Raw genomic sequence first — 24,209 nt, 5'->3', positions numbered from 1 at the left:
GTATCATGTGTCCCCTTCTCGCCACTGACTCGCTGCCCCGACCTGCAATGCTATGACACGTAATGCCATAAACTCATGCTCACCACTGCCGTCGATTGGCAACCATACGCTAACGAATCGCGCCATTTTAGCGCCTATGGCAGGGGTAACCGACCGTCCTTTTCGCCAGCTGTGTCGGCGCTTGGGCGCTGGCTGGGTCGTTGGCGAAATGGTCACCTCAGACCCCAGCCTCTGGCATACGCGCAAATCTCAACAGCGCATGGACCACAGCGGCGAACCTTCGCCCCGTGTGGTACAAATTGCCGGTGGAGACGCGCGCATGCTTGCTGAAGCCGCCCATCTAAACGCCGCACTTGGCGCCGAGGTCATCGACATCAATATGGGGTGTCCGGCGAAGAAGGTATGCAACAAAGCCGCTGGATCGGCGCTTTTGCGTGATGAAACCCTCGTTGCTTCGATTGTGAACGCCGTTGTTGCGGCGGTCGATATTCCGGTGACGCTGAAGATCCGCACCGGCTGGTGCGCCGAGAGCAATAACGCCGTGCGCATCGCGAAAATTGCTGAAGATGCCGGCATTCAAGCGCTTGCCGTGCATGGTCGCCATCGTCAGCAACGTTACAACGGCTACGCCGAATACGACACCATCGCCGATATCAAGTCACGCGTTAACATCCCCGTCTTTGCTAACGGTGATATCACCAGTGCATCAAAAGCGGCCGACGTGCTTCATTATACCCAAGCCGATGCGGTGATGGTCGGGCGTGGCGCTCAAGGTAATCCGTGGATTTTTCAGCAAATCACCCACTTTTTGGCACATGGCCAACACTTGCCTGCGCCAACGCTTAGCGAGCGACGCGCGGTGCTGAGCGAGCATTTATCGGCACTTCACGGCTTTTACGGTCACGTGATGGGGCCAAAAATCGCCCGCAAACACATCGGCTGGTATATCTGTGCCGATACACGCTTTAACGATACCGAGCAGCGTTCGCTGAAACGCCAATTTAATGCACTAGAGTCGCTCGAGTCCCAATTTGAATGGATCAATGACGCGATGGCTTGCGATGCCAGCGCGCGTCTTTTTGTTAAAGGAAGCCATGCCGCATGAGTGAACGCGATCTTTTATCCCAGCTCCCTGCAAATCACTCAACGTTATCGGCTTCTGAGCCTACAGGCGATGCGCCGACATCAGCGCCACAACCGCTGCGTGAAGCCGTTGAAGTCTCCATGCAACGCTACTTTGAACACCTTGACGGCGGCGACACCACCGACCTTTATGCCATGGTGATGGCGGAGGTCGAAGCGCCGCTTTTGTCGTCGGTAATGGCGTATGCCGAAGGCAACCAGACGCGCGCTGCCACCTTGCTCGGCTTAAACCGCGGCACCCTGCGCAAAAAACTGAAATGCTATGGCCTGCTTGAGAAAGACTCAGGCCTTCTTGAAGGTGACGCCCCTTAACCGGGGCGTTGCTGTTTTTAATGACCCGATCCCCAACGTGAGCACACCCATGGCTGATAGCACTGCAACCCCCGTTCGTCGCGCTTTATTAAGCGTGTCTGATAAAACCGGCATTGTCGACTTCGCGCGCGGTTTAAGCGACCAAGGCGTTGAGCTACTTTCGACCGGGGGTACCTTCCGCCTGCTGCAAAAGAATGGTATTGCGGTTACAGAAGTTTCTGAGCATACCGGTTTTCCTGAAATTATGGACGGCCGCGTCAAAACGCTGCACCCGAAAATTCATGGCGGTATTTTAGGGCGTCGCGGGCAGGACGATGCGGTCATGGCAGAGAACGACATTTCTCCTATCGATATGGTGGTGGTCAATCTTTACCCCTTTGCGGCCACCGTGAGTAAAGCAGACTGCACGCTAGAAGATGCCATCGAAAATATTGATATCGGTGGCCCGGCCATGGTCCGGGCCTGCGCTAAGAACCACGCCTTCACAACCATTGTCGTCAATACGGATGACTACGCGCGCGTACTCGGTGAGTTAACGGCGCATGGCGGCCACGTCAGTCAAGCCACTCGCTTTGACCTAGCCGTTAAAGCCTTTGAACACACGGCTGGCTACGATGGCGCTATTGCCGACTATCTTGGCCGTCAGGTCAGCGACGCTGATTCGCAGTTCCCGCGCACATTCAACCGACAGCTGCAGAAAAAACAGGACATGCGCTACGGTGAAAATCCGCATCAAAACGCGGCGTTTTACGTCGAGCCGGACACCCAAGAGCCGAATGTGGCCACCGCCCGCATCCTGCAAGGCAAACCGCTTTCGTTCAACAATGTCGCTGACACTGACGCCGCCTTTGAGTGTGTTAAAGCCTTTGATGATACCGCCTGCGTTATCGTTAAACACGCCAACCCTTGCGGTGTTGCCGTTGGCCAAACCGCGCTTGAAGCGTATGACAAAGCCTTTGCAACCGACCCTACCAGTGCTTTCGGCGGCATCATTGCCTTCAATACGCCACTTGATGCCGACACTGCGCAAGCGATTATTGATCGCCAGTTTGTGGAAGTGATTATTGCGCCCGGGGTTAGCGATGAAGTGGCGACCATTGTCGCCACAAAGAAGAATGTGCGCCTACTCGACGTTAGCGACCACTGGCCAAGCAAAACTCAGCCAGCGCTCGACTACAAGCGTGTTAACGGCGGATTGCTGGTACAAGAGCGCGATCATGGCATGGTCGGCCGAGAGGAACTCACCGTCGTTAGTGAGCGCGAGCCAAGCGAGCAAGAGTTGCGCGACCTTGCCTTTGCTTGGCGGGTAGCGAAATTTGTCAAATCCAACGCCATTGTCTATGCCAAAGAGGGGCAAACCATTGGAGTCGGTGCGGGACAAATGAGCCGTGTCTACTCAGCCAAAATCGCCGGCATTAAAGCCGCGGATGAAGGCCTCTCTGTGCCGGGGTCCATCATGGCGTCTGACGCGTTTTTTCCTTTCCGCGACGGCATTGATGCTGCAGCGGCAGCCGGTATCACCGCGGTGATTCAACCAGGCGGCTCAATGCGCGATCAAGAAGTTATCGATGCCGCCAATGAAGCGGGTATTGCGATGGTATTCACCGGTATGCGTCACTTTCGCCACTGACGGTTTGGCTGGCTAATGCCACCGGCAAACAAAAACCAGCGGCTATGTACCGCTGGTTTTTTGTGCTCTACCTACCCATCAGAGTTCGGCAATGTGGGGGCGGGTCATCCCAAATCAATACACACGTATTTGGTCTCCAGGAACTCGTCTAACCCTTGATGCCCGCCTTCACGGCCTAAACCCGAGGCTTTAACACCGCCAAAGGGTGCCGCTGCATTCGAGATCAAACCGGTGTTGACGCCGACCATACCGTATTCCAATGCCTCGGAGACACGCCACACACGCGCTAAATCGCGTGAGTAGAAATAGGAGGCTAAGCCATATTCGGTATCATTCGCCATGGTAATAGCGGTTTCTTCATCATCAAAAGGAAACACGGCCGCCAGCGGGCCAAAAGTTTCTTCTTTAGCGACTTTCATTTCACTGGTCGCAAAACTGATTAATGTTGGCGAGAAGAAATTGCCGCCTAGTGAGTGCGGATGACCACCCAACAGCAGCTCCGCGCCACGGTCTACCGCGTCTTGAACGTGTTCACTGACTTTTTTGACGGCGTTATGATCAATCAGCGGCCCGATATTGATATTGGGCTTACTGCCATCTCCGACATGTAGTTCACTGTTCATGGCAACCGCCAGCTTTTCACAGAAAGCGTTAACGACGCTGGATTGAACTAAAAAGCGGTTGGTGCACACACACGTTTGCCCGGCATTACGAAACTTAGCCGCCATCGCACCTTCAACCGCAGCATCCAAGTCGGCATCTTCAAACACAATAAATGGTGCGTTGCCGCCTAGCTCTAGGGATATTTTTTGTATGTGCTCAGCCGCTTGGGCCATCAGCTTGCGCCCGACATCGGTAGAACCGGTGAAAGTGATTTTACGCACTTTTGGGGATTGCGTTAGCGCCGCGGCGATTTCAGATGCTTGACCAGGTACCACGTTAAACACACCGCGCGGAATCCCTGCACGCTCAGCCAGAAGCGCTAACGCAGTCGCCGAAAACGGGGTTTGGCTCGCAGGCTTTACAACAATCGTACAACCAGCGGCCAGAGCAGCCCCGGCTTTTCGGGTGATCATTGCCGCCGGGAAGTTCCACGGTGTAATCGCCCCCACGACGCCCACTGGCTGTTTAGTCACAACAATGCGCTGGCTGGCCTTTGCCGAAGGAATTGTCTCACCATAGACGCGACGCGCTTCTTCTGCGAACCAGCGCAAAAAGCTGGCTGCATACGCAATTTCGCCTTCTGCCTCTTTCAGCGGCTTACCCTGCTCAAAGGTCATCAACATGGCTAAATCTTGCTGATGCTCCAGCATTAAATCATGCCACTTTAACAACAGATCTGCGCGCTCTTGTGCCGTCAGCGAACGCCAAGCAGGCAAAGCAGCATCGGCGGCATCCACCGCCCGTAGCGTTTCTGCTTTACCTAGGCGTGGCATATCGCCGACTAACTCTTGGGTTGCAGGATTATACACATTGATCTGCTCACCGCTATCAGCCGCCACCCAGCTGCCGTCGATATAGGCGAATGGGCAATAAAGATGGGTTTCTTTTAGCGCTTCCATGTCAAACTCCTGACCAAATAATGGCCGCACGAATAAAGGATGAACTTCATGCTAAGACGAAACGCCTCATTTGACCAACTTGAGGAGACAATTTTGCGCGTTAAAGAACCCATGCCACCGCTTATCTTATCTAACTTATAAGCATAAGGAACTCTTGGCGTGTGGCCTGATTCTCACGGAAATCACCTAGCATCACCGACGTCGTCATGCTGGAATTTTGCTTTTCAACACCGCGCATCATCATGCATAAGTGTCTAGCTTCCACCACCACCGCCACGCCGCGCGCTTGGGTCACTTGTTGAACCGCTTCCGCTATTTGGCGAGTCAAGTTCTCCTGAATCTGCATCCGACGGGCAAACATGTCGACGATTCGAGCAAACTTCGAAAGCCCCAATACGTTGCCACTAGGTAGGTAGGCAATGTGGCATTTACCAATAAAAGGCAATAGATGATGCTCACACATCGAATAGAGTTCGATATCTTTCACTAACACCATTTCGTCGGTTTGCGATTCAAACACTGCCCCGTTAACAATATCTTCCAGCGACTGTTGGTAACCCGCATTGAGAAACTGCATGGCCTTAGCAGCACGCTTAGGTGTATCGCGCAGCCCTTCGCGGTCGGGATCTTCGCCTAACTGCTGAATGATTTGGCGATAGTGATGGGCAATATCATCGGTCATGTTCAGCCTCGTGTTTAAATACGGTTCGCTCTGGCACTTAAATTTATCTGTTACTAAGCCAGCCGGTCAGGAGAATTAATGCTCATTTATTGTGACTACCTAGCCACGACGACACTCGCGTCAAGGCGTTGATGCCACCTTGCAAGCGAGTCACTCTTAGCAGCTCACTCACAGCAAAATTCAATGCAAAATGTATACTTCAAACAATAATTGTACAATTAAAAACTTAGATTGGGTCTATTCTATCGCACTCATCCCCCCTGTGGCAGAGTGCCACGCTGGCGCATCACGGGCGATTGACGCTGTGTTATAATTACATTAGCGAGTCAATACGTTGCTGATGACGTTTTTGCCACAATTCATCAGTAATATCTTATTCATTCAGCGAGAGCCCGTTATGTCGTTTAGATCGTCTTTAAGGTTGACAACCACTTGGTTCGCCGCACTGGCCACACCGCTTTTGGCATTGCCGCTTTATGCCGCCGAAGACACCCTATCGCTGCCCGATAACGCCACTATTGGGGTAGAGCTCGTTGACGCTATCGCTTTCAGCGACGGGGAATCGCGCAAGGAAAGCATTCTTTTAAGGCCAAGCCATTACAGCGATGCATCACACGTGCTACCCGAGTATTGCGTCTTGATTGGCGATGCTCAAATGTCGGATGATCGTTTGCGCATCACCGCGCACGATGTCACTTGCATTGAGACAGATAACGCTGACAGCGCCATTTTTTCAGGCGCTATCAGCGCCAGTGCATATGACAGCGATGGTCAATATGGTCTCACTTGCGATAAAGACGAATGCGTCACGTCCTCGGGACGTAGCTTCTCGCTCACGCTAAGTGAGGCTCTTGAAGTCAAAGCGCAGGACAATCCTTCTGCGGAAATTAACGAAAAGCGTCGCCAAGCCAATGGCGATGGTGTTGCTAACCCCATCCCGTCTGAGCACTCAGACCCAGAAAACCAGTAGTTATTCCTTTACCCCAAACCGTCAGGCAAGCCATTTGGGGGATGCCAGCTGGAGTCTTTGCTGCTCTAGCTGGCGGATGTGTTGATCCCAATAGCCACTGCCGGCCACCCAGGGAAATGCCTGCGGAAAGGCTGGGTCATTCCAACGGTCCACCAGCCAGGCAGTATGACGAACCAAGCGATAGCTCCGTAATGGCTCAATCAAGGCCAGCTGATCATGGGGAAACGCCCTTTCTTCTTCATACCCCTCTGAAATCTCGCTAAGTTGCGACCGCCATGTTTGGGGGTCATCTATCGCAAGCAGCATCCAAATATCTTGTATGGCTGGCGCCATTAAGCAGTCATCAAAATCGACGAGGGTAAAGTCTTCGTCTCGACCCAAAATATTGCCCAGATGACAGTCCCCATGACAGCGAATCGTTGCCACCCCTTTTGCTTGATAAGGTGCTGTTTGCTCCTGCAACTGTGTTGTCACACGCTCATAGGCGCGACGTTGGTACGCTGTCAACCAATTACTCGCCAAAACACGTTCACGGGCTTGTATGATGCCTGCTGGCATATTGAGCGTAGCCCGATGAGCAAATGCCTTTTTCTCTCCAACATGGTGCAATTTCGCTAGCAAGCCGCCTAACGCAAAAAGGTGAGCGGGGTTATCCAGCTCAGGGGCTTGCCCAACACATTGGGGAAATAAAGCAAAATCGTACCCTGTATAATGGTGAAGCGAACGCCCTTCGCTATCACGCCAGGGAGCAATTACGGGTACTCGAGCGGCGCTGAGCTCGTGTAAAAAATCATGCTCTTCCTGGATGGTGGCCTGCGACCAGCGGTCCGGGCGATAAAACTTCACCACCCAATTGAGGCGTTCATCGTCACGAAACATCAGCACGCGATTTTCATAGCTATTAAGCGCAAAGGGCTCACCCATGGGCCAAATCCCAATGGACTCTATCGCCGACATCACAACATCAGGGGATAGCGCGCGATAAGGGTGCGGCATGCAGACCTCCTCTTCTATTGGGAGCGGTATTCTATCAGCTCAACTGCCTCACTCGGCTTATAACCGCGTTGCGTTTATTTTTAGGCTTTGTCTGAAAAGTCGGCGAGCGAAGGCCAGACAAGGCAAAAATCGGCGAAAAGACGGAGTTTACGTTGTGTAAATGAGTACTTTGAGCCGATTTTTAACGCCGTATGGTCGAGCGCAGCCAGTTTTCAGACAGAGCCTAGTACCGTGGCGTACGTGCGAGGGCATATACATCAACTTCCTCCGCGCCCGCTTCTTTTGCCGCCAATGCCAGCGCATGAGCCGTGGCCCCGGTTGTCAGTACATCGTCAATAATTGTCACACGTTTTGGTAGACGGGCGGTCATTACAAATACCCCTTCTAAATTGTGTCGCCGCGCCATACGTCCAAAGAGGCGCTGACTCGGTGTATCGACCTTACGCACTGCATTTATTATTGGAATATCCCAGGTTCTGCGCAGCTCTTTCGACAGCCACTGCGATTGATTAAAACCACGCTCGTGTGAGCGCTTTTGATGCAGCGGCACAGGAATCAACGCCTCCGTAGGGCATTGGGCTAGCGTTTCTTTGAACAACGCCATTAGCAGCACACCCGCCCGTGGCGAAGCGTGAAATTTGAAATCGTGCATGAGTTGACGAACCTGTCCCTGATACAAAAGCGGAACATGCGCTCGTGTAAAGGCAGGCGGCGAATCCACACATTCACGACACGTCATTGCCGCCGCAAACGGAAGCGGCTCACCACAACACCGGCACGCTTTTTTATTCCAAGGGAGCGAAGCAAAGCAAGGCGCACACCAAGCGTCGCCAGGCGGCACCTCCCCTAAGCAGAAAGCGCAGTAGCCAGGTAGCGCCAAACGCAGCTGCCGCTCTACCCACTCAATGACGTTCCGGCCTCGCCGCTGCGTTTGCATTTTTTTCTCCTTACGGCTAATTCACATCAATAATTGACTTTTAAAAAATAACTGCTATTGTACGCATCAGTTCTGCGGATGTGGTGGAATTGGTAGACACGCTAGATTTAGGTTCTAGTGCCGTAAGGCGTGGGAGTTCGAGTCTCCCCATCCGCACCAATTTAATTATATAGTTTTTCTTTATCTATCTCTTATCCTAAGTCAAAAAATCTCAGTCCACTGTGATTGAGCTACGACTTACGGCTGCGTTAACTTTTATCGTCTCAACGCCATTAAATATACTTATGCTTTCCCTTAAGCCTCGTCTTTGAAGAATACCCGTGTTTATTCGTACAGCCCGTATCGCCACCCAGCATTCTATGCTGAAATAGCCTTTAACAAGCTTTTTGGGTACGCGTAAGATGAGGCCTTGCCTGTGAAAAAATTTATAATACTTAGCTTACTAAGCGTTCTATCCGGTAGCACGTTTGTGAATGTGGCGATGGCCGATGAGAACGATAGCGACTTACCTCGATGGGCCAATGACAGTATTGAGCCCACTCGCGAGCGTGTCGGCGCTTGGGTCGACAGCACCTCACGGAATATTGACAACTTCTTTGGTACGAATGAGAGCATGAACGTCGAAAACAAGTCGTATCTTCGCCTTGGCCAAGAGCTAGACTTCATGGAAGGCGACGGTGTTGATGCTGAAACGACGCTTCGCTATCGAATTGACCTACCGACCTCTGAAGAGCGTTTGCGCCTAATTATCGAAAGCGACCCCGAAGAGTCTCAGGGCACGCTAGAAGAGCAGGGCTCTGGGCGACTGGCTAACGATCAACGCGACAGACGCACCTCAGTTTTAGGGTTAACTTGGTTTGAAAAACGCGACAAACGCAAACACTGGAACAACGATGTTAGCGCCGGGGTTCGTTTACGTCTTCCGCTAGACCCTTTCGTGCGCTTTACCAGCGAACGACTTTGGCATTTAGGCGAGAGCCCTTGGCAGCTTGAGTCCAACAACCGACTTTCCTGGTTTAATAATGACGGTTACTCCGCACGCACACGCTGGGATGTAGGACGGCCATTGAGTGACGCTCAGCATCTCCGTTTTATTACCACCGTGCAGTGGCGAGAAGAAGAAGACACGCTAGAATTTAGCGAAGTAGCAGAACTCAATCACCGGCTTAACAACCGAAGTGCCTTACGCTACTCGGCCATTGCCATTGGCGAGAGCGCATCTCATCCGCGCATGACCAATTACTATTTGCAAACTCGCTACCGCCGCGATGTACATAAAGGGGTACTGTTTGCTGACATCATTCCTGAACTGCATTTTCCACGTGAATCGAGCTATGACCCGCGCTGGGCCATGACGTTACGCCTCGAGATGTATTTTCAGCGACGTGTCCAACGCAACTATTTTTAGCCTCTCTATTTGCTGCCTGAGTATTACGGATACTTAATTTACAAACGCAGGCCGCCGTCGCACTCAATAATACGGCCGGTGAAGTAATCATTAGTGAAAACAAACTCAACGCTTTGTGCAATGTTATCGGCTTCGCCGAGCCGCTTCAGTGGCACCCCTGACGCAATACGCTCTAGCATATCGGGGCGCATCGCGGCGGTCATTTCGGTATTGATAAAGCCGGGTGCCACGGTACCGGTACGAATCCCATAGCGTGATAACTCATTTGCCCAGGTTACCGTAAGCGCGTGAATCCCTGCTTTGGCCGCCGAGTAGTTACTCTGCCCCATATTACCCGCACGAGAAATGCTGGAAATATTAACAATAACGCCCTCTTTACCCGCCTCAATCATCTGAGTAGCAGCTTCACGTCCACATAAGAAAACGCCTGTAAGATTCACATTGATGACACTTTGCCAGGCATCAAGCGACATGCGCTTTTGCACTTCGCCATCTCTAGCTTTTACCAACAACGCATCTTTCGTAATCCCCGCGTTATTCACCAAGCCACTAAGCGCCCCCATCTGCTGGGCAATATCGGCAAATGCCTGGGTAACAGAGACTTCTTCTGCCACATTGACAACAAACGCTTGGGCATCAACCCCTTCACATCCAAGTTTTGAAACGGCACTATCTAACGCTTCTGCGTTCATATCTAGCAAAGCAACCCTCGCTCCTTGCTGGCCGAGACGTTTCGCCGTAGCAAACCCGAGGCCACGAGCGCCTCCTGTAATCGCGATAATTTGATTATTTAACTCCATCTGCCACCACCTTTCATCAATGTCTTGGATATAACGGCACCGACCGGGAGCGATGCATTAGCCGAACACTAAGCTCAGCACTAGCCACAGTACTGGAAGCACCACCAAAGACCGTACTGAGCATCGCACTCAGCAGCCTGCTAAATATAACACTAATGGTTCAATGCAGCGTAGTGGTGCCAATAAGAAAATAAAAGCGCGCCTAAAGGTCATACCACTAACATTGACAACGATAACTCCCATTCTCGCACTGACTAACGCTTGCTTTAACGCCTAAGCGTCTCCATATTTTCAGCTGCACATTGTTGGAGCGAACCATGCCCGTACTACTTTTCATCTCCCTTTTCACGCTGCTCGATTTTGTGGTCCTTTTTTCTGTAGGCGGCCAAATTGGCCTTCTTGCGACCTTGTTATTGATTTTGATCACTGGCATTGGCGGGCTTCACCTCATCCGCCGCGAAGGCGCGTCCACGTTGGCGCGCGCGAAAGAGAAAATGAACGCGGGTGAGATTCCTTCGACTGAACTATTGACCGGCGCTGCACTTATTTTTGGCGGCGCACTGTTAATGGCACCGGGCTTCTTATCTGACGCCCTGGGGTTAGCGTGCTTACTCCCTAATGCTCGCCGCTTGATGCTCAAACTACTGACATGGTTCGGTCTCAAAGCCAGCGTAAGCACACAACACCAGACGGGTGGGCAGCAGAACAGCAAGACTTACACCGACACTCAGTCAGATTCGTCGTCTGACGCCCATCAAGATGGCCCGCTAGAAGGTGACTTCATCAGTCGCGATGAACCACGCCCACGCCGCTGAACTAAGAAGGGCACGGCGATGGAAAAAAAAGCCCTTTTTTTCGCCTTCCCCCCTTGAAAGGCTAACGCCAGCCCCCACTTTTGAAGCAGCACACAAGTTCGGCGAAGGCACATGTCTTTCGCCATTAACAATGAAGGTCACACAACCTTCACTTCTTGTTGGTAAGGCTTTTTAAGCACGCCACGAGAAGCGTCATTTGGAAACCGCCCATTAGGGCTCAAAACGATACTCAGGAGAACGTGAGCATGAATATCCGTCCTTTGCACGATCGCGTCGTTATCCGCCGCGTAGAAGAAGAGCAAACCACTGCTGGTGGCATCGTGCTTCCGGGCAGCGCCCAGAAAAAACCCACACGAGGCGAAGTACTCGCCGTGGGTAACGGCCGGATTTTGGATAACGGTGATGTCCGCGCGCTGGATGTCAAAGTAGGCGATAGCGTGATTTTCAAAGACGGCTTTGGCGTCGAGAAGCAAAAAATCGATGGCGAAGAAGTCTTGATCATGAGCGAAGCCGATATCCTGGCCGTCGTCGAAGGCTAAATAGCTAAAAGCAGCTATTCTCTTCTGGCAATTTGCCAATCCGTTTCATCGTTGATTTATATTTAACCGTTAGGAAGTTACGAACATGGCAGCTAAACAAGTTAAGTTCTCTAATGATGCACGTGTGCGCATGGCGCGCGGCGTAGACGTTCTTGCCAACGCAGTAAAAGCGACTCTCGGTCCGAAAGGCCGCAACGTTGTAATAGAAAAATCTTTCGGCGCTCCCACCGTCACTAAAGATGGTGTTTCTGTCGCCAAAGAAATTGAGCTGAAAGACAAGTTCGAAAACATGGGCGCACAAATGGTCAAAGAGGTCGCATCGCAAACCTCTGACGCCGCCGGTGACGGCACCACTACCGCTACCGTTTTGGCACAAGCGATTGTGACGGAAGGCCTTAAGGGTGTTACCGCAGGCATGAACCCGATGGACCTTAAGCGCGGTATTGACCAAGCCGTCAATGCGTCTGTGAAAGAGATTAAAGCGCTATCCGTGCCGTGCACAGACTCCAAAGCGATTGCCCAGGTTGGCACCATTTCCGCCAACGGCGACGCACGTATCGGCGAGATCATTGCCGAAGCGATGCAGAAAGTCGGCAAAGAAGGCGTTATCACCGTCGATGAAGGCCGTGGTTTCGAAGACGAACTGGAAGTCGTCGAAGGTATGCAGTTTGATCGCGGCTACCTCTCGCCCTACTTTGTCACCAATCAAGACACCATGGCGGTTGAGTTGGAAGATCCGTTCATCCTGATGGTCGACAAGAAGATATCCAACATTCGCGAATTGCTGCCGACTCTTGAAGCCGTGGCGAAAGCTGGCAAGCCGCTGGTGATTATCGCCGAAGATATCGAAGGCGAAGCGCTAGCCACACTGGTCGTCAACAACATGCGTGGCATTGTGAAAGTCGCTGCCGCTAAGGCGCCGGGCTTTGGCGATCGCCGCAAAGCCATGCTGCAAGACATCGCGATCCTGACCAACGGCACCGTGATCTCTGAAGAAGTAGGCCTCACACTTGAGCAAGCGACCCTGGATCACTTGGGTACGGCCAAGCGCGTCACCATGTCCAAAGAGAACACCACCATCATCGATGGCGCCGGTGTTGAAGCCGATATTGAAGCCCGCGTTGGTCAAATTCGCGCGCAAATCGAAGAGACTTCCTCTGATTACGATAAAGAGAAGCTCCAAGAGCGTGTCGCTAAGCTTGCTGGCGGCGTTGCCGTTATCCGCGTCGGCGCAGCTACCGAAGTAGAAATGAAAGAGAAGAAGGCTCGCGTTGAAGACGCGTTGCACTCAACTCGCGCCGCCGTGGAAGAAGGCGTTGTGCCTGGTGGTGGTACCGCACTGATCCGTGTACTTACCAAAGTACAGGGCCTCACCGGCGACAACGAAGACCAAAACCACGGCATCAACATGGCACTCCGCGCCATGGAAGCGCCGATGCGCCACATCGTCACCAACGCCGGTGTTGAAGCCGCGGTTGTTATTAACCGCGTGAAAGATGGCGAAGGAAACTTTGGCTACAACGCACAGACCGGCGAGTTTGGCGACCTGTTCGAAATGGGTGTCCTCGACCCGGCGAAAGTCACGCGTACTGCCCTGCAGTCTGCTGGCTCCGTCGCAGGTCTGATGATCACCACCGAGTGCATGATTGCCGACGATCCGGACGAGAAAGACGCCGCACCGGATATGGGCGGCATGGGTGGAATGGGCGGCATGGGCGGCATGGGCGGTATGATGTAATGCACCCTTGAGCCACACCGCTCATTTGACGCCAAAACGTCAGCAAGAACCCCGCTTCGGCGGGGTTCTTGCGTTATAAGCGTGTTAATATTGCGGTTTGCTCACACGCTTACTTGCTCACATACCAACTTGCTCACATACCAACCACTGCCTGTTTAGGGTTTGAATTTCGTGCTTTCCAATATCCGCATTATCCTGGTACAGACGTTTCACCCCGGTAATATCGGCGCCACTGCCCGCGCTATGAAAACGATGGGCCTTGAGCACCTTACGCTGGTCAACCCACGAACCTTTCCCGATGACGAAGCGACGCGACTTGCGGCCGGCGCCACCGATGTGTTGGAAAATGCGCGCGTTGTTGGTTCTCTCGATGAAGCCGTAAGTGATTGTGTGCAGGTGGTTGGCGCCAGCGCGCGGCTTCGCAACATGCCGCTTCCACATTTTGACGAGCCGGATGACATGGCCGAAAGCGTGGTGGAAAACACCATGGCAGCGCCCGTCGCGCTAGTATTTGGAAGGGAACGTTCAGGGTTAACCAACGATGAAATCCGTGCCTGCACCCATCAGGTCAGCATCCCAGCGAACCCGGAATATGGCATCCTCAACCTGTCTCAGGCAGTTCAGATTCTCGCCTACGAAATCCATCGCTGCTTTCGAAAACGCCCCGACAGCGGCTTTGTCTACCAAACGCCAACGCAAGCAACACCGCCCAGTCGCGAGCAGTTTGGCTATTTTCAAGATCACTTACATCAGGTGATGCACAAAAGCGGCTTTATCACTCAGCCCCACGCGCGAACCGAAGAACAGCTACAGGCGCTATTTGCCCGCTCGGAGCCCTCGCGACGCGAACTTTCGCTGCTACGAGGACTACTTAGCGCCGTTGAAACGCACTTACCACCCCAGCAAGAAGAGTAACAAAGGCCGGGGACGGCGCTTAAAAGCGCGTTACAGCATCATAGCGGCAAGCCAACCAAAGCCGATCAGCGGTAGATTATAGTGAATAAACGTCGGCACAACGCTATCCCAAATATGGTCGTGCTGGCGGTCGACGTTAAGTCCTGAGGTAGGCCCGAGTGTGGAGTCAGACGCGGGCGAGCCAGCATCACCAAGCGCCGCTGCTGTCCCCACCAGCACCACAGTTGCCATGGGCGAAAAGCCAAACTGTACCGCCAACGGCACAAAAATCGCCGCGATAATCGGAATAGTAGAAAATGACGAACCAATCCCTAGCGTGATAAACAAGCCCACCAGTAACATGACCAAGGCGGCCAAGCCGCGGTTATCGCCAAATAGAGCAAATGCCCCGTCCACCAACGCATCAATGTCCCCGGTGGTTTTCATCACCTCGGCAAACCCCGCAGCGGAAATCATAATGAAGCCGATCAACGCCATCATCCGCATGCCGCTAGTGAAAAGGTCATCCGCCTCCCGCCACTTAAAAATACCGCCCAGTGACAAAAGCGCTACACCGACTAAGCCGCCTAAAATCATCGAACCGCTATAAAGCTGCAACCCCAGCGCCGCGGCAATCGCTACGCCCGACATGACAAGCTCCAAGGTGTGTGGCTCTTGAGGGACGGAGTGCCCTTCATGGGCGTTGGCACTCACAACATCTGCATTGTTGTTGTAATGACGCGGCTTGCGATAGCTGAAGAAAATCGCCACGGCTAACCCCAGCGCCATACCGCCCACGGGAACTGCCATCGCCATAGGCACCATGCCACGGGTAATCTCAAGCCCTAGCGGCTCGCCAGCGCTATTCAAATTGGCAAGTAAAATATCGTTTAGGAAAATAGCGCCAAACCCGACCGGCAGCAGCATGTAAGGCGCCGTCAACCCAAACGTTAGCGCGCAGGCCACCGCACGACGGTCAAGGTTAAGCTGATTCATCACCTTTAAGAGCGGCGGAATTAAAATCGGGATAAAGGCGATATGGACCGGAATCAGGTTTTGCGACGAAATCGCCACCAGCAGCACGGCGGTAAGCAGTAGCGTTTTCACACGCAACTGCTGCGCGGCACTGGTTTCCTGCCCGAGTAACGCAATCAACCGTTTGGCGAGCAAGTCCGGCAGACCCGAGCGAGAAATCGCCACCGCAAACGCCCCTAGCGTGGCGTACGCCAATGCCACCTGCGCGCCGCCACCGACACCTTGATGAAACGCATCCAGCGTTTGCTCAAGCGTCAAACCGCCTACCACGCCACCTACCAACGCCCCAACCACCAGCGCAAACACCACGGAGACCCGCGCCAGCGATAGCGCCACCATCACCAGTACGGCAACAATTACTGCATTCATGAGATTTCCTAGCAAGAGTCAGTGAATGTATGAATAAGCAATGACGCAAAAGCGGCGGATTTTAGCAGATAGCGCCGGGTTAAAAAGCCATCGCCAGTCAATAAACCTTAATGCGCGACCAAGATCATGGCGTTTGTCTCTAACGCTTGCGGCTATTGCCTTCGCTACTTACTATCGCTTCTTCGATTAACGTCACTCAGACTCTGCTTAGCAGCTTTTAAAACAACTACGCCTCCCATGCTTGGCAGGTGCTGCCCCGGTTAAACTAAACCGAGCCGCGTTAAGCAGTCGCTGGCGATCACACGCTCTTCATCGGTCGGGATCACCCACACGCCCACGCGGCTATCCATGCTAGCAATCCGCGTTTCGTCGCGCGCATTAGCGTCGTTATCAAGCTTTACATCCAGCCACTCGCACTGCATGGCGACTTGCTCGCGCACGCGGGCGGCATGCTCGCCAATACCGGCGGTAAAAACCAGCTGATCTAACCCGCCTAACGCAGCGGCCAAACTGCCGATTTCACGGGCAATACGATAGCAATAGAGTTCAATCGCTTCTTGTGCCTCAGGCGCGTCGCTTGCTAAAAGCTCGCGCATATCGCTGCTAATGCCCGAGACGCCCAAAAGCCCCGATTGCTTATACAAAAGCGTGGAGACATCCTGTGCTGACATGCCCTCCTGCTCAATCAAGTGCAGCACTAAACCCGGGTCGAGCGAACCCGAGCGCGTTCCCATTGCCAGCCCTTCCAGCGCGGTAAAGCCCATGGTGGAAGCAACGCTCTTGCCATTATGTATCGCGCAGAGACTCGCACCATTGCCCAGATGTGCCACAATCACGCGCTCGCAAGCGGCGTCGCTAGGCAGCACCTCAAGCAGCGTACGGTTGATGTAATCATACGAGAGCCCGTGAAAACCGTAGCGAATAAGCCCTTTGGCCGTTAGCTTCCGGGGTAGTGCGAACTGTTTGGCCACCCAAGGCTGGTCGGCGTGGAAGGCGGTATCAAAGCTTGCTACCTGAGGCACCTCGGGGTGGTGCGCCATCAAGAGCTTAATCGGCGCCAAGCAGTGCGGCTGATGTAGCGGCGCCAGGCTTGAGAGCGTTTCCAGCTCGTCCACGTCATCAGCACTCAATACCACGGCTTCACGGTAATACTGCCCACCGTGAACGACGCGATGGCCGATCCCCACAAGGGTTCCGCCCCCTTCGCGGTTGGCAAGCCACGCCATCAATATGGTGATGGCATCTTCATGATTATCGGCCGCGTGTAATTCATCAAGGGCTTGTTCTTCGCCGTTCTCGGTTACCTGCTTGAGGGAAACCGCAGCACCCTTCGTGCCCAGACCAGAGAAATGCCCCTGATAATGCAGCGCAAGCGCCTTCAATGCGGATTCACGGTTTGCCTCTGGCGTCTTTTCAGCGGCATAGAGGGCAAATTTCAAGCTGGAGGAGCCGCTATTGAATACCAAAATCTCATTCATCATCACGCTCCTTTCAACGCCGCGGAAGCAACTGCACGATGCTGTTGATCGGCCAACAAAAGTGCTAGCGCGCAGGAAGCCATTCGGGTCAAGGCATCATCGGCGCGGCTGGTGAGAATAATCGGCACGCGGGCGCCCACGACCAAGCCCGCGCCGGTGGCATCGGCAAGGTGGCTTAGCTGCTTCATTAGCATATTGGCCGCCTCTAAATCGGGCGCAAGTAGAATATCCGCGCGCCCCGCAACTGGCGAAACAATCCCTTTGGTTTTGGCGGCGGCTTCCGAAACAGCATTATCAAACGCTAAGGGGCCATCCAAAGTACCGCCGGTAATTTGGCCACGGTCCGCCATTTTGCACAGCGCCGCCGCATCCAACGTTGAAGCAATTTTAGGGTTGATGGTCTCAACGGCGGAAAGAATCGCCACTTTGGGGTCGAGGTTGCCCAGCGCATGGGCAAGCTCAATGGCGTTTTGCACGATATCGCGCTTCTGATCCAGCTTCGGGTAGATATTGATCGCCGCATCGGTGATCAACAATGGGCGCGGGTAGGTCGGTACATCGAAGGCCATCACATGGCTTAGGCAGCGCTCGGTGCGCAGCCCACTTTCCCGATTGACCACTTCGTGCAGCAGCTCATCGGTGTGCAATGCCCCTTTCATCAGCGCATCCACGCTGCCCTTGCGGGCGAGCGCCACGGCTTTTTCCGCGGCAGCGTGGCTATGCGGTGTATCGACCAGCTCAAAGCCACTGATATCGACCTCGGCACTGTCAGCAGCTGCGCGGATTTTCATTTCTGGCCCCACCAGCACCGGAATAATCAGCCTATGTGCCGCGGATTCCACCGCACCGCGAATGGAGCTTTCATCCACGGGGTGAATCACGGCGGTGCGCATAGGCTCGGGGTGATCGGCCGCGGTTAGAATCTCATGCAAACGACCGCGTTCGGTTAAGCGCACTTTGGGCATAACAGTGCGCGGGCGGCGAATTTTTTTGGTTGGCGCGAGAATTCTCGCCTCCCCTTCAATCACGGTATCACCGCGTTGATTTTCGCAACGGCAGGCGAAAGTGATCTGGTGGTGCGCTTGATCTTTCTCCAACACCTTAACTGATACCTTTAGCACATCGCCAAGCCGCACCGGCGCCTTAAAGCGCAGCGTTTGGCCCAAATAGACTGTCCCTGGTCCGGGTAACTGTGTGCCAAGTACGGTCGAAATAAGCGCCCCGCCCCACATGCCGTGGGCAATCACTTCTTGAAAGCGACTGCTTTTGGCGAAATCATCATCCACATGCGCCGGATTCACATCGCCGGACATAATGGCAAAAAGCTTGATATCCTCCATCGTCAGGCGTTTTTCTAAGTGCGCCTCATCGCCCACGCAAATTTCATCGAAGGTGCGGTTCTCAATTACTTCGTCCAAGTCACTCATTCTGTTCTCCGTTTTATACAACTCAGCGGTTAAACGCGGATATGGTGGCCCGCATCCACATAATGGGTAATACCGGTGATCGCCGCGCCAGCCTCCGATGTCAGATAAACCACGGCATTGCCGATGTCGCGTGAGAGATATCCATCGCCGATGCACAGCCAAAAACAATGCTGTCGTCATTGGCAAGACTCGCTACAATGCTGACTTTTCCGTGCATAGAAAAACCTGAGTCACGAAAAACTCCTTGTTTAGCGAAATATAACAGTAGCACCTACATTGCACTGCAACATTGATAATGATCAAGATCAAAGCAACATCGCTTTACATTGGATATGATTAGCACTAAAACGTGACAACTTAACGAACGACACTCTAAAACTTTTGCGGGCACCCGATGGATTTTTTAATCTCACTCTCTCGACAGCTAAAAGACAGCCTGCGCGACCTGGCACCAGTCGTACTGGTGATTGGCTTTTTTCAGTTTGTTGTGATTCGCCAACCTCTATCTGACTCGCTGGCCATGGTCAACCTTGCCCTGGGGTTGGTGTTTGTCGTAGTGGGCTTAACTTTTTTTATCAAAGGGTTAGAGCTGGGGCTCTTCCCCATTGGCGAAAATCTAGCACGCGCTTTTGTGCAAAAGGGCTCGGTAGCTTGGTTGCTCCTCTTTGCGTTCGCTTTAGGATTTGGTTCTACGGTGGCAGAACCCGCGTTGATTGCCGTTGCCGCCAGGGCAAGTGAAGTTGTTTCTGAAGGTGGGTTGATTGCCAGCAGCAATTCGGCACAACAGTCGTTTGCGTTTATTTTACGTATGGTAGTGGCCATTTCCGTCGGCACAGCCGTGGTGGTCGGCGTGTTGCGAATACTGAAAGGTTGGCCGCTGCACCTGATGATTATTGGGGGGTATGTCTTGGTTCTATTACTGACGCTACTCGCCCCAAATGAAATTATCGGCATCGCTTACGATTCCGGCGGCGTCACTACGTCCACGATTACCGTGCCTCTCGTAACCGCGCTTGGTGTAGGTTTGGCTACCGCCATTAAAGGACGCAACCCAATGCTGGATGGTTTCGGTTTAATTGCGTTCGCCTCGGTCATGCCGATTATTTTCGTGCTGTTTCTGGGGATTTTTGGCCTTAACTTTATTGCAGGGAGCGCCTAATGACGTTAATTGCCATGTTCTGGGATACATTGCTCGATATTTTGCCAATAGTCGCGATTATCTTTGGTTTTCAATATTTGGTTATCCGCAAGCGTATCAAGCATCTCTCTCAGGTATTGGTCGGGTTCTTTATGGTGTGGGTGGGGCTTTCGTTCTTTTTGGTTGGGCTAGAACAAGCGCTTTTTCCCATGGGCGAACTAATGGCCACACAGCTTACCGATCGTAATTTTTTGCCCGAGCTTACCGCTGGCGCCGATCGTCACTGGAGCGACTATTATTGGGTTTACCTGTTCGCGTTTACCATTGGTGCTAGTACCACTATCGCCGAGCCTTCCCTTATTGCCGTTTCGCTTAAAGCCGGTGAAATTTCCGGGGGTACGATTAACCCACTCATGCTACGTATTTCGGTGGCACTGGGGATGGCATTTGGGATTACGCTGGGCACTTGGCGGATCGTGATGGGTTGGCCGCTGCAGTGGTTTGTGTTGTTGGCTTACATTCTCGTGATTATCCAGACATTCCGCTCGCCTCGGAGCATTATTCCGTTAGCATTCGACTCTGGCGGGGTCACCACCTCCACCATCACCGTGCCAATTATTGCCGCATTAGGGTTAGGCCTTGCTACCGCAATCCCGGGCCGCAGCCCCATCATGGATGGTTTTGGCATGATTGCTCTTGCTTGTTTATTCCCCATTATTACCGTGATGGGTTATGCCCAAGTCGCTGAATGGCTAGAAAAAAGAAAACCATCGTCAGACACCACCCACTCAGATCACACGACATAACACTTACACGTCTAAATTATTTGGCGTTATAGGGAGAATGGAATGCGTTTTAAGCTAATTATGGCGCTCGTCGACGATGAGCGAACCGACGCTATCCTCAAAGCGGCGCGTGACGCAGGTGCAACAGGGTCGACGGTTATTAATAATGCGCGCGGGGAAGGGTTAAAAAAAGCCCGTGGTATTTTCGGGATGGAAATTAATGCACAGCGTGATGTATTGCTATTTCTCGTCGAGGAGCATATTAGCCGCGCTATTCTTGAGGCGATTGCAGAGGTAGGCGAGTTTGATGAAACACCGGGCACAGGCATCGCGTTTCAAGTCGATGTTGAAGATGCTATCGGTGTCAATCACCAAATCAAATCGCTATCCGATACTGTCAACCAGGCACTATAAAGGTAAGGAAAGAACCTCATGTCGACTCAAGAAACCGCTATCACTACGCGAGATATCATGCATCAACGCTATCTGCTCGTTGATGGTTTTGTCACCGTGGCAGACGGTATCAAGCTTTTGTGCGAACGTAACGCGAGCGCCTTGGTGATAAAAAAACGCAATGAAAACGATGAATATGGCATCGTGCTGCCGTCTGACATTGCAAAAAAAGTACTCGCGCCGAATCGGGCGGCAGAGCGTATCAATTTGTATGAAATCATGAGCAAACCTATTATCGGCGTTCGCCCAGAGATGAACGTACGTTACTGCGCGCGTCTGTTTGATCAGTTCGGCTTAGCACTCGCTCCCGTGATTGATCACCAGCACCAGATAATGGGCATTGTCGACTACTCAACCCTGGTACTTCACGGCCTTGCGCCACAACACGGCATTTGCGTTTAACGCCGCACCAAGCCTTTCTTCTTAAGAGCCTTTCTTCTTAAGACATCATGCGCCAGCGGCGCCGCTGGCACATGGTCACGCCATGCTTGGGAGAAAACGGAAAACAAGCCGGTTGGGTTGCGACCAGTATAATGGCACCGCCGGAGGCCACATCCAATAAGGCGCTGGGGCATGATGGTTCTCCGCTGTGTTAAGCTCTTATAAATGAACACTGTAGCCTACTAAAAAAACCAGAGTGCAAATAGTTTAGCCATGACAAACGATGATGCACTAAGGTACAGGATCAACGCTAATGAGCTTTTTTATTCACTTTGATACGTTTACCTAATGAGTAACTACCCGAATTTTTCAGAACGGCCGTCAAAAACACCTTTACAAAGTGGTGATGCGTTACCGCCCGTAGAGCAGCACGTGCGTCAATATGAAGCCGTGCGCAACGCACATGAAACTGAGTTAATTGAGGATTACGTCGAGTTGATTGGCGATTTACTGCTACATCGGGAAGAGGCGCGCGCGGCAGATATCGCTAGCCGCATGGGCGTCAGTCAAGCGACGGTTTCGAAAATGATTCGCCGTTTAAACGAGCTAGGCTTAGTGACAAGCAAGCCCTACCGCTCGCTGTTTCTCACCCAACAAGGACAGGCCATGGCAGATGCATCGCGTCAGCGCCATCGTATTGTGCTGTATTTTTTACGCGCCCTAGGCGTCAGCGATACCACGGCACGCATTGATGCTGAAGGGATGGAGCACCACGTGAGCGACGACACGCTCGCCATTATGCAGCGATACACTGAAACACAAGAAACCCGTTAGCGGCCGTAAACGGCCACACCGCTTCTGCCCGAATGTTTAACACGGTACATGCATTGATCTGCGGCATCGATCAACTCGCGAATGTTGTCGAATTGACCATCGTCGAGGCTAGCGATCCCAACCGAGGCTGTCACATAGAGAGGTTTGCCTTCCACATAGATCACCGCCTCATTGTTCAAGCGCTGCAAGAAGCGCTCGACCATCGCGAGCGCATCGCTGGCTACTTCATCCGGCAGAATAATCAAAAACTCTTCGCCCCCGTAGCGACCTGCTAAATCGCCCTCGCGTATTGAGGACTTAAGCACTGCGCCGAATCGCTCCAGCACTTTGTCTCCCACTTGATGGCCGTATTCATCATTTAAATGTTTAAAATGATCAATATCGATAAACACAATCGACATTGTGCGGCTTTCGATTTGACAAAGGGCAAAGCGTTGCTGTAATTGCTCTTCAAGCCATTGCCGGTTTGCCAAGCCCGTCAAAACATCTTGGCGGCTGCGCGCTTCTAGGTCATCTTGACGCTGGCGTAGTGCTTCCATCTCATTTTGCTGCTTATCGAGCCTCGCGCTCAACGTCAGCGTCTGCTTAAACAAGTGCTGCTGCGCTTCTTGCAACATCGCTTCATTATCGTGTAGCGGTGGTGCGGTGACATCCAACAGGCTTGCCATCGCCGGTAACTGATGGTGGATATCGTTTAATAACTGATTAACCGAAATACTTTCCATCCCATCGATTAGCTTGAGCCGATGCATTAGGTTAACCAACGATTTTGCTGGCGACGGCGAAAGCCACGCATCTGCTATTGGCCCCGATAGGCGCAAACATAAAAGTTCGACAGGAATTGACGTTAACGGGCCATGACTTTGCTGGATACCGCTCACCAAGTGGCCTGGAACGCCCCAACGCTGCGCCAGCCATGCCCCCACAGCGGCATGATCTGAACCAAACGACACGCGCTCTTTCTCTTCTAACGTTGAATGGCAAGAGATCACATCGGCATAGAGCCTTTCAGTCTTCTTGGGAGCCATGGCGTCCAACGCCAAAATGCCAATATCTTGCAACAACGCCATGGTAAAAAGCGTGCCCGAGTGCAGGGGGCAAAGCTGCTGCGCTAAGTAGCGAGCAGCTAGAGCGGCTACCGTAGCGCGCTGCCATAAAAGCATTAGATGGCGGCTTTGATGGCCTGTGCGCGATAAGCCAAAGCTCATCACCGCGGCTAAGGTAGCATCAAGCCCGATGCGTGATACCGCTTCATGGCAAGTGCGCAGCGGAGTTTGATGGCGCGAGTAAAAGGCACTATTGGCTAACGACAGCAAGCGCAACGTGAGCGCAGGGTCGTTTTCGATTGCCCGGGCAAAATCGACAAGGCCTGCATCAGGATGCCGTGCAACAGCCAACACCCGCCCCACCGCTGCCGGCATAGAGGGTAAGTTTGTGCCTTCATCAAGCTGCGCTTGCAACGGCTCAGGCAATGAAAGCAGCCGTGTCGGTTCAGATATCTCTGAGGGAGAATTTACCTCGGGCATGCCCGCTCACCTATTGTAATAGCTATTTAGCACAAAGCTCGCTGACATTATGCCAACAAAGTCGCATTAGCCTACTACACTCTCAACAATACCTGCATCACGACTTCACCCGTAAATCGCTTCACGTACCATGAATCAACTTATGACTTATCTCAAAAAGCACTTCATTCGTTGCTTTTTTGACCACGGGGATACACTACCGTGCTTAAGCAAAATCCAGCGTGAATAGCTTGATGCACACGCACCACCCTTTCACATCAAACGCACGTCACTATTGAAAGGCAGATAAGGCTATTGCTTTGCGTCATACGAGACCGTGAATTCGCTAGGCTCTGTCTGAAAACTGGCTGCGCTCAA

At 52.7% G+C, this 24,209-nt stretch carries 24 protein-coding genes and 1 tRNA gene; 15 read left to right on the top strand and 10 right to left on the bottom strand.

The genetic code is table 11. The features are described 5' to 3' along the window. Positions 1-3: 3 nt before the first annotated feature. Positions 4-126, bottom strand: a complete 123-nt coding sequence (locus M8006_RS18120; RefSeq protein WP_284046909.1) for a hypothetical protein — start codon at positions 124-126, stop codon at positions 4-6. 10 nt (positions 127-136) lie between these two features. Between M8006_RS18120 and dusB the strand changes: the two genes are divergently transcribed. The 3 genes from dusB to purH are packed head-to-tail and all read left to right on the top strand — an operon-like array spanning position 137 to position 3,085. Next, positions 137-1,105 (top strand): tRNA dihydrouridine synthase DusB, encoded by a 969-nt coding sequence (gene dusB, locus M8006_RS03270; protein ID WP_250080025.1) that lies wholly within the window; start codon positions 137-139, stop codon positions 1,103-1,105. Further along, positions 1,102-1,455, top strand: coding sequence for a DNA-binding transcriptional regulator Fis (gene fis, locus M8006_RS03265; RefSeq protein ID WP_250080023.1), 354 nt, complete (start codon positions 1,102-1,104; stop codon positions 1,453-1,455). The genes dusB and fis overlap by 4 nt, the downstream gene beginning before the upstream one ends. Positions 1,456-1,504: 49 nt before the next feature. Next, entirely contained in the window at positions 1,505-3,085 is a 1,581-nt protein-coding gene (purH, locus tag M8006_RS03260) for a bifunctional phosphoribosylaminoimidazolecarboxamide formyltransferase/IMP cyclohydrolase (RefSeq protein ID WP_250080022.1), read from the top strand. 104 nt (positions 3,086-3,189) lie between these two features. On the opposite strand, the gene M8006_RS03255 is transcribed toward purH, so the two are convergent. After that, complete coding sequence (locus tag M8006_RS03255; RefSeq protein ID WP_250080020.1) at positions 3,190-4,647, bottom strand: NAD-dependent succinate-semialdehyde dehydrogenase; 1,458 nt, start codon at positions 4,645-4,647, stop codon at positions 3,190-3,192. Between the two features lie 130 nt (positions 4,648-4,777). Then, positions 4,778-5,329: a GTP cyclohydrolase I FolE gene (gene folE, locus M8006_RS03250; protein ID WP_250080018.1), complete on the bottom strand. Its 552-nt coding sequence runs from the start codon at positions 5,327-5,329 to the stop codon at positions 4,778-4,780. Positions 5,330-5,726: 397 nt separating this feature from the next. Here folE and M8006_RS03245 point away from each other — a divergent pair, with 397 nt between their 5' ends. Further along, entirely contained in the window at positions 5,727-6,299 is a 573-nt protein-coding gene (locus M8006_RS03245; protein ID WP_250080016.1) for a hypothetical protein, read from the top strand. Between the two features lie 21 nt (positions 6,300-6,320). Here M8006_RS03245 and M8006_RS03240 read toward each other — a convergent pair whose 3' ends face one another. Both M8006_RS03240 and M8006_RS03235 read right to left on the bottom strand, forming a co-directional pair. Continuing rightward, entirely contained in the window at positions 6,321-7,295 is a 975-nt protein-coding gene (locus tag M8006_RS03240; RefSeq protein ID WP_250080014.1) for a serine/threonine protein kinase, read from the bottom strand. A 223-nt stretch (positions 7,296-7,518) separates the two neighbouring features. After that, on the bottom strand, positions 7,519-8,232 hold the full coding sequence (locus M8006_RS03235) for a double zinc ribbon domain-containing protein (RefSeq protein WP_250080011.1): 714 nt from the start codon (positions 8,230-8,232) through the stop codon (positions 7,519-7,521). 74 nt (positions 8,233-8,306) lie between these two features. On the opposite strand from M8006_RS03235, the gene M8006_RS03230 reads away from it, so the two are divergent. Then, positions 8,307-8,391, top strand: a tRNA-Leu gene (locus M8006_RS03230). Positions 8,392-8,713: 322 nt separating this feature from the next. Then, positions 8,714-9,640 (top strand): hypothetical protein, encoded by a 927-nt coding sequence (locus M8006_RS03225; RefSeq protein WP_250080155.1) that lies wholly within the window; start codon positions 8,714-8,716, stop codon positions 9,638-9,640. Between the two features lie 38 nt (positions 9,641-9,678). On the opposite strand, the gene M8006_RS03220 is transcribed toward M8006_RS03225, so the two are convergent. Then, complete coding sequence (locus M8006_RS03220; protein ID WP_250080009.1) at positions 9,679-10,440, bottom strand: SDR family oxidoreductase; 762 nt, start codon at positions 10,438-10,440, stop codon at positions 9,679-9,681. Positions 10,441-10,757: 317 nt separating this feature from the next. Between M8006_RS03220 and M8006_RS03215 the strand changes: the two genes are divergently transcribed. The 4 genes from M8006_RS03215 (at position 10,758) to M8006_RS03200 (ending at position 14,447) form a co-directional block, all read left to right on the top strand. Next, positions 10,758-11,255, top strand: a complete 498-nt coding sequence (locus M8006_RS03215; protein ID WP_250080007.1) for an FxsA family protein — start codon at positions 10,758-10,760, stop codon at positions 11,253-11,255. A 245-nt stretch (positions 11,256-11,500) separates the two neighbouring features. Next, positions 11,501-11,794: a co-chaperone GroES gene (locus M8006_RS03210; protein WP_250080005.1), complete on the top strand. Its 294-nt coding sequence runs from the start codon at positions 11,501-11,503 to the stop codon at positions 11,792-11,794. An 85-nt stretch (positions 11,795-11,879) separates the two neighbouring features. Next, entirely contained in the window at positions 11,880-13,532 is a 1,653-nt protein-coding gene (groL, locus tag M8006_RS03205; protein WP_250080003.1) for a chaperonin GroEL, read from the top strand. 171 nt (positions 13,533-13,703) lie between these two features. Further along, positions 13,704-14,447 carry an RNA methyltransferase gene (locus M8006_RS03200; RefSeq protein WP_250080001.1) on the top strand — a complete coding sequence of 248 codons (744 nt, stop codon included), beginning with the start codon at positions 13,704-13,706 and terminating at the stop codon, positions 14,445-14,447. 30 nt (positions 14,448-14,477) lie between these two features. Here the strand turns inward: M8006_RS03200 and M8006_RS03195 are convergent, their stop codons facing one another. The 3 genes from M8006_RS03195 to M8006_RS03185 form a co-directional block, all read right to left on the bottom strand. Then, a complete protein-coding gene (locus M8006_RS03195; protein ID WP_250079999.1) occupies positions 14,478-15,830 on the bottom strand; it encodes a Na+/H+ antiporter family protein in 1,353 nt (450 codons plus the stop codon). Positions 15,831-16,090: 260 nt separating this feature from the next. After that, positions 16,091-17,311, bottom strand: a complete 1,221-nt coding sequence (locus M8006_RS03190) for an acetate/propionate family kinase (RefSeq protein WP_250079997.1) — start codon at positions 17,309-17,311, stop codon at positions 16,091-16,093. Continuing rightward, the gene (locus M8006_RS03185; protein WP_250079996.1) at positions 17,311-18,735 is read right to left on the bottom strand and encodes a bifunctional enoyl-CoA hydratase/phosphate acetyltransferase; all 1,425 of its coding nucleotides are present in this window, start codon (positions 18,733-18,735) and stop codon (positions 17,311-17,313) included. Before M8006_RS03185 ends, M8006_RS03190 begins: the two co-directional genes overlap by 1 nt. Positions 18,736-19,129: 394 nt before the next feature. Between M8006_RS03185 and M8006_RS03180 the strand changes: the two genes are divergently transcribed. The 5 genes from M8006_RS03180 (at position 19,130) to mntR (ending at position 22,326) form a co-directional block, all read left to right on the top strand. Next, entirely contained in the window at positions 19,130-19,894 is a 765-nt protein-coding gene (locus M8006_RS03180; RefSeq protein WP_250079994.1) for a DUF1538 domain-containing protein, read from the top strand. Then, positions 19,894-20,679, top strand: coding sequence for a Na,Li,K/H(+) antiporter subunit UmpB (gene umpB, locus M8006_RS03175; protein WP_250079991.1), 786 nt, complete (start codon positions 19,894-19,896; stop codon positions 20,677-20,679). Before M8006_RS03180 ends, umpB begins: the two co-directional genes overlap by 1 nt. Positions 20,680-20,721: 42 nt before the next feature. Beyond that, positions 20,722-21,072, top strand: a complete 351-nt coding sequence (locus M8006_RS03170; protein WP_250079989.1) for a P-II family nitrogen regulator — start codon at positions 20,722-20,724, stop codon at positions 21,070-21,072. Positions 21,073-21,090: 18 nt separating this feature from the next. After that, a complete protein-coding gene (locus M8006_RS03165; RefSeq protein WP_250079986.1) occupies positions 21,091-21,513 on the top strand; it encodes a CBS domain-containing protein in 423 nt (140 codons plus the stop codon). 327 nt (positions 21,514-21,840) lie between these two features. Then, on the top strand, positions 21,841-22,326 hold the full coding sequence (mntR, locus tag M8006_RS03160) for a manganese-binding transcriptional regulator MntR (RefSeq protein WP_250079984.1): 486 nt from the start codon (positions 21,841-21,843) through the stop codon (positions 22,324-22,326). Here the strand turns inward: mntR and M8006_RS03155 are convergent. Further along, positions 22,323-23,852: a sensor domain-containing diguanylate cyclase gene (locus tag M8006_RS03155; protein ID WP_250079982.1), complete on the bottom strand. Its 1,530-nt coding sequence runs from the start codon at positions 23,850-23,852 to the stop codon at positions 22,323-22,325. The genes mntR and M8006_RS03155 overlap by 4 nt on opposite strands. Positions 23,853-24,209: the final 357 nt, after the last annotated feature.

The organism is Halomonas llamarensis (genome assembly GCF_023555005.1).
Lineage (GTDB): Bacteria > Pseudomonadota > Gammaproteobacteria > Pseudomonadales > Halomonadaceae > Vreelandella > Vreelandella llamarensis.
Note: the sequence above shows the minus strand (reverse complement) of the source record. Positions and strands in the feature narration are given on the sequence as shown.

What these genes read in the sequence shown, in the direction of transcription:
- M8006_RS03210 (WP_250080005.1), top strand. Translation starts at nt 11,501, where the DNA reads ATGAATATCCGTCCTTTGCACGATCGCGTCGTTATCCGCCGCGTAGAA.
- fis (WP_250080023.1), top strand. Translation starts at nt 1,102, where the DNA reads ATGAGTGAACGCGATCTTTTATCCCAGCTCCCTGCAAATCACTCAACG.
- M8006_RS03225 (WP_250080155.1), top strand. Translation starts at nt 8,714, where the DNA reads ATGGCCGATGAGAACGATAGCGACTTACCTCGATGGGCCAATGACAGT.
- M8006_RS03215 (WP_250080007.1), top strand. Translation starts at nt 10,758, where the DNA reads ATGCCCGTACTACTTTTCATCTCCCTTTTCACGCTGCTCGATTTTGTG.
- M8006_RS03255 (WP_250080020.1), bottom strand. Translation starts at nt 4,647, where the DNA reads ATGGAAGCGCTAAAAGAAACCCATCTTTATTGCCCATTCGCCTATATC.
- M8006_RS03220 (WP_250080009.1), bottom strand. Translation starts at nt 10,440, where the DNA reads ATGGAGTTAAATAATCAAATTATCGCGATTACAGGAGGCGCTCGTGGC.
- M8006_RS03245 (WP_250080016.1), top strand. Translation starts at nt 5,727, where the DNA reads ATGTCGTTTAGATCGTCTTTAAGGTTGACAACCACTTGGTTCGCCGCA.
- M8006_RS03190 (WP_250079997.1), bottom strand. Translation starts at nt 17,311, where the DNA reads ATGATGAATGAGATTTTGGTATTCAATAGCGGCTCCTCCAGCTTGAAA.
- M8006_RS03170 (WP_250079989.1), top strand. Translation starts at nt 20,722, where the DNA reads ATGCGTTTTAAGCTAATTATGGCGCTCGTCGACGATGAGCGAACCGAC.
- folE (WP_250080018.1), bottom strand. Translation starts at nt 5,329, where the DNA reads ATGACCGATGATATTGCCCATCACTATCGCCAAATCATTCAGCAGTTA.
- M8006_RS03165 (WP_250079986.1), top strand. Translation starts at nt 21,091, where the DNA reads ATGTCGACTCAAGAAACCGCTATCACTACGCGAGATATCATGCATCAA.
- M8006_RS03185 (WP_250079996.1), bottom strand. Translation starts at nt 18,735, where the DNA reads ATGAGTGACTTGGACGAAGTAATTGAGAACCGCACCTTCGATGAAATT.
- umpB (WP_250079991.1), top strand. Translation starts at nt 19,894, where the DNA reads ATGACGTTAATTGCCATGTTCTGGGATACATTGCTCGATATTTTGCCA.
- M8006_RS03180 (WP_250079994.1), top strand. Translation starts at nt 19,130, where the DNA reads ATGGATTTTTTAATCTCACTCTCTCGACAGCTAAAAGACAGCCTGCGC.
- groL (WP_250080003.1), top strand. Translation starts at nt 11,880, where the DNA reads ATGGCAGCTAAACAAGTTAAGTTCTCTAATGATGCACGTGTGCGCATG.
- M8006_RS18120 (WP_284046909.1), bottom strand. Translation starts at nt 126, where the DNA reads ATGGCGCGATTCGTTAGCGTATGGTTGCCAATCGACGGCAGTGGTGAG.
- mntR (WP_250079984.1), top strand. Translation starts at nt 21,841, where the DNA reads ATGAGTAACTACCCGAATTTTTCAGAACGGCCGTCAAAAACACCTTTA.
- M8006_RS03240 (WP_250080014.1), bottom strand. Translation starts at nt 7,295, where the DNA reads ATGCCGCACCCTTATCGCGCGCTATCCCCTGATGTTGTGATGTCGGCG.
- dusB (WP_250080025.1), top strand. Translation starts at nt 137, where the DNA reads ATGGCAGGGGTAACCGACCGTCCTTTTCGCCAGCTGTGTCGGCGCTTG.
- M8006_RS03235 (WP_250080011.1), bottom strand. Translation starts at nt 8,232, where the DNA reads ATGCAAACGCAGCGGCGAGGCCGGAACGTCATTGAGTGGGTAGAGCGG.
- purH (WP_250080022.1), top strand. Translation starts at nt 1,505, where the DNA reads ATGGCTGATAGCACTGCAACCCCCGTTCGTCGCGCTTTATTAAGCGTG.
- M8006_RS03195 (WP_250079999.1), bottom strand. Translation starts at nt 15,830, where the DNA reads ATGAATGCAGTAATTGTTGCCGTACTGGTGATGGTGGCGCTATCGCTG.
- M8006_RS03155 (WP_250079982.1), bottom strand. Translation starts at nt 23,852, where the DNA reads ATGCCCGAGGTAAATTCTCCCTCAGAGATATCTGAACCGACACGGCTG.